Annotated in this window: 3 protein-coding genes; 2 read left to right on the top strand and 1 reads right to left on the bottom strand. The window is 61.7% G+C overall.

All coding sequences use genetic code 11. The annotated features are described in order from the left end of the window. Positions 1–213: 213 nt before the first annotated feature. Positions 214–561 (bottom strand): histone-like nucleoid-structuring protein Lsr2, encoded by a 348-nt coding sequence (locus ABT116_RS45520; protein ID WP_351646969.1) that lies wholly within the window; start codon positions 559–561, stop codon positions 214–216. A gap of 7 nt (positions 562–568) precedes the next feature. On the opposite strand from ABT116_RS45520, the gene ABT116_RS45515 reads away from it, so the two are divergent. Continuing rightward, on the top strand, positions 569–718 hold the full coding sequence (locus tag ABT116_RS45515; protein WP_351646965.1) for a hypothetical protein: 150 nt from the start codon (positions 569–571) through the stop codon (positions 716–718). Positions 719–831: 113 nt separating this feature from the next. Then, positions 832–1507, top strand: a 676-nt coding sequence (locus ABT116_RS45510) for a hypothetical protein (protein WP_351646961.1), incomplete at its 3' end; no start/stop codon positions are given.

Below are 1507 nucleotides of genomic sequence, written 5' to 3'. Positions count from 1 at the left end.
GCGCTGGTGGGTGGCAACGCCCATCTGCAACCCTTCGCACCCCTGCCCACCTTCTGGAGCGACCAGCACGACTTCCGGCTGCAGTCCTTCGGGGCTGATTCTGCGCACGACCGACTCCTCTACGAGAGATGCGAACCGTGCAGACGCTAACAAAGTAGAACGCGTTATCAATCCGTTTCGGCAAAATGCGCCCGAATCCATTCGCGATCCATTTCAGACGGCCTTTTCGTAGGCTCGGCGCACCTCGGTCGAAATACGACCGCGGGCCGAAATCTCGAAGCCGGCACCCTTGGCCCATTCGCGGATGGCGGCACTCTGATCGCGGTCGGCAACTGGGCGAGACTTGGCCACCGATCCGTTGGCCGATTTTGCGGAATTCGACTTTCTCGCATGGGGAATCCACTTTTTCAGTGCATCGCGCAGTTCCGCGGCGTTGGCGGCGGTGAGATCGATTTCGTACGCAACTCCGTCGACGGAAAACTCGACAGTTTCGTCAGCGGGCGATTTCTTGTCCAGATCGTCAACCATCGTGAACACGGGCCACACCACTCCCTGGTCCATCGCGTGGATGGCAAAGCAGCAGAAACTCGCCACCTACCTCGGCGGGAGCTTTCACGTCCTGCGCCCGGCGCATCACCACGCGATGATCGATCAGCCCGAGGAGTTGGCGAACTTGATTCGGCGTCTCACGCAGTCGAACCGTCGGGATGACACTTAAAGTTACAACTCGGACAGTAGCCGGATCATTGCTAGTCTCGGACAGCTTCTGCTTTCTACGACAGGCTGACCATGGACCGTTCGACACGTCGGGTGCGCTCGTGCCTGATTTTCGTGGCGATCCTCGTTGTCGCCTTGGCGGGCATCGCCGCCCGTCCGCCCGGGTTTCTCTCGACCTTCTGGCCCGCCAACGCGATCCTTCTGGGCATTCTCCTTCGTAACCCTCGCTCGTTCGCGCCGATCGGGCTGGCTGTCGGCGGCGCCGCGCTGATGACAGCGGATCTTGCGACCGGAAGCCCCGTGCAGCGGGCCTTCGAACTGAATGCGATCAACCTGGTCGGAGTCACGACGGGATTGATCGCCGCGAACTTGCTCGGCTGCTTTCCACAGCGAGTGTCCGAAGCGAAATACACCACCAGAATCTTTCTCGTTTCGGTTCTGGCATCTCTGACGGCCGGGTCCGCCAGCGCACTCCGCACTCAACTCCACGAAGGAAGCGGTGCGGCAACCGAATTGGTGGGGTGGTTCTTCGCCGACCTGTGTACGTATCTGATCGTGCTGCCGATCGTTCTTTCGGCACCGACGCTCGAACACATTCTTCGCACTCTCGGGCCCTCGGTACGTCAAAGCCTCCGGCTCAGGCGGCTCGCACAGATCCTCGCGCCGCTGGCCGCACTCCTGGTCTGTCTGCCGCTCGGACGCATCGGCACCTCCCTCGACCTGTCCCGCACGATCGTCGAGGTCAGCCGGGCCGTGGTGCCCCGCTTCACCGACGTCGCCGGGACGTATC

The sequence above is a fragment of the Streptomyces sp. NPDC002130 genome (genome assembly GCF_040296465.1).
Classification (GTDB): Bacteria; Actinomycetota; Actinomycetes; order Streptomycetales; family Streptomycetaceae; genus Streptomyces.
Note: the sequence above shows the minus strand (reverse complement) of the source record. Positions and strands in the feature narration are given on the sequence as shown.